Source organism: Shinella kummerowiae (genome assembly GCF_009827055.1).
Lineage (GTDB): Bacteria > Pseudomonadota > Alphaproteobacteria > Rhizobiales > Rhizobiaceae > Shinella > Shinella kummerowiae.
This window is the reverse complement of the sequence record NZ_WUMK01000031.1, coordinates 1-1,750: the sequence shown is the minus strand read 5'-3', so window position 1 is coordinate 1,750 and position 1,750 is coordinate 1. Positions and strand designations below refer to the sequence as shown.

At 67.8% G+C, this 1,750-nt stretch carries 2 protein-coding genes; both read left to right on the top strand.

Annotated elements, in window-relative coordinates; all coding sequences use genetic code 11:
• On the top strand, positions 1–198 hold a 198-nt coding region (locus GR138_RS30095; protein WP_202402924.1), incomplete at its 5' end, for an arginase family protein.
• A gap of 2 nt (positions 199–200) precedes the next feature.
• The coding region (locus tag GR138_RS30090; protein ID WP_160862933.1) for a 5-guanidino-2-oxopentanoate decarboxylase at positions 201–1,750 on the top strand (1,550 nt) is incomplete at its 3' end.

Here is a 1,750-nt window from a genome sequence, read left to right as displayed (position 1 = left end):
ACCGGCACGCCGGAGATCGCCGGCCTCAACACCATCCAGGCGCTGGAAATCATCCGCGGCTGCTGGGGTCTCAACCTCGTCGGCTGCGACCTCGTCGAGGTCTCGCCGCCCTATGATCCGTCCGGCAACACGGCGATCACGGCGGCGAACCTTCTCTTCGAAATGCTGTGCGTCCTCCCGGGCGTCAAGAGGCGATAACAATGGCAGACACCCGTCTCACCACCGGCGAATATCTCGTCCGTCTCCTGGAATCCTATGGTGTCGAACTGATCTTCGGCATTCCGGGCGTCCACACGGTCGAACTCTATCGCGGCCTGCCGGCCACGAGGATCCGCCACGTCACGCCGCGCCACGAACAGGGCGCGGGCTTCATGGCCGACGGCTATGCGCGCGTGACCGGCAAGCCGGGTGTCTGCTTCATCGTCACCGGTCCCGGCATGACCAACATCGCCACCGCCATGGGCCAGGCCTATGCGGATTCCGTGCCGATGCTGGTCATCTCCGCGGTCAATGCCCGCAGCGAACTGGCCATGGGCCAGGGCCGGCTGCACGAGCTGCCCTCGCAGCGCAACCTGGTGGCCGGTGTGGCCGCCTTCAGCCACACGCTGCTCGATCCCGCGCAGCTTCCCGAGGTGATGGCGCGCGCCTTCACCGTGTTCAACTCGGCGCGCCCGCGTCCCGTCCATATCGAAATCCCGCTCGACATCATCGTCGCGGAGGCAGCGCACCTGTCGGCCGAGGCCTGGCCGCTGCCCGGCCGCGCCGCCGCCGATCCCGCCAGCATCGCCAGGGCGGCCGCAATCCTCAAGACGGCAAAGCGCCCGCTGATCATTGCCGGCGGCGGCGCTGCCGACGCGGCAGCCGAGATCGCTGCGATTGCGGAAAAACTCGACGCGCCGGTCTTCATGACGATCAACGGCCGCGGCATCCTGAAGCCCGGCGACCCGAAGATCATGACCGGCAATCTCGCCATGCCGCCGCTGCTCGAGGAACTCGCGGCAAGCGATGCGATCCTCGCCATCGGCACGGAGTTCGGCGAGACGGAAATGTATCCCGAGCCCAAACCGCTCGCCTTCGGCGGCCCGCTGATCCGCATCGACATCGACCCGGCGCAGATCGTCAGCGGACTGCGCGCAGACGTGCCGATCGCCGCCGACGCGAAACTCGCCGCCGCAAGCCTCAACGCCGCGCTTGGCGAGGCCCGCCAAACCGGAGACGGTGCGGCGCGCGCCAAATCCGTGCGCGAAAAGGTCGAGGCCGGGCTGTGGCCCGCCTGCCGCACGCATGGCAGGCTGATGGAGGTCATCACCCGCGCCCTGCCGAATGCCACGGTGGCGGGCGACCAGACCGAGCCGGTCTATGCCGTCAACCAGATTTATGAGGCACCGCAGGTGCGCTCCTTCTTCAATTCCTCCACCGGCTACGGCACGCTCGGCTACGGCCTGCCGGCCGCCTTTGGCGCCAAGCTCGGTGCGCCCGACCGCCCCTCCGTCTGCCTGATCGGCGATGGCGGCCTGCAATTCTCGGTGCAGGAACTGGCAAGCGCGGTGGAAGCCGGCATCGCCACCGCCGTCGTCATCTGGAACAACACCAGCTACGGCGAGATCAAGGCCTTCATGGCCGAGCGCGACATCCCGCAGATCGGCGTCGACATCTTCACCCCCGACTTCGTCGGCCTCGCCACCGCACTCGGCTGCAAAGCCTCCCGCCCCGCCTCGATCGCCGAACTCGAAACCGAACTCAAGGCATC